Here is a 498-nt window from a genome sequence, read left to right on the forward strand (position 1 = left end):
CCCACCTGAACACTGAAATCTTTCCCCGGCAAGCGGGCATTGCAGTAGGCCACCAGGGAGGAAAGCTTGGCCACGGCCATTCTGGATTCCAGGTTCTCCAGATCTGCTGCAGCGATGCCACAGGCATCGAACGCCGCCTGCACGTCGATACCATGAGCCTGCATGGTCTTGGATATGGGGATCACCCAGCCGCTCAGGGCTATATATTCGCTTTGCACGTTTTCAGCCTTTATTGCCCCGACGGCCCCTACTGGCGTCGGTATTACACCCTTGCTCTGAGCTCCCATTTTACCGCCACGGCGCGATGGGACAACAGATTGGCGTGGACAGCCATGGCGATTTCCGATCACCGGGGTAAGGTGTTGGCCGACGATGCGGGAGCTGCGCCACCGTCTGACGCGCTGCCCCATCAGCAGCGCAGCCCCCTCGGGACCATTTCAGATGGACGGCAGGCCAGCCGCCGCCTTGCTGGCGCAGAGCAGTGGTTCAAGCTCTCGC

1 pseudogene is annotated in these 498 nt (G+C 61.0%); it reads right to left on the reverse strand.

Annotated features, from left to right (window positions below):
• A pseudogene (locus A3730_RS04865) lies at positions 1 to 218 on the reverse strand (AraC family transcriptional regulator); the annotation flags it as partial.
• Between the last annotated feature and the right edge of the window lie 280 nt (positions 219 to 498).

The organism is Alcanivorax sp. HI0044 (genome assembly GCF_001634945.1).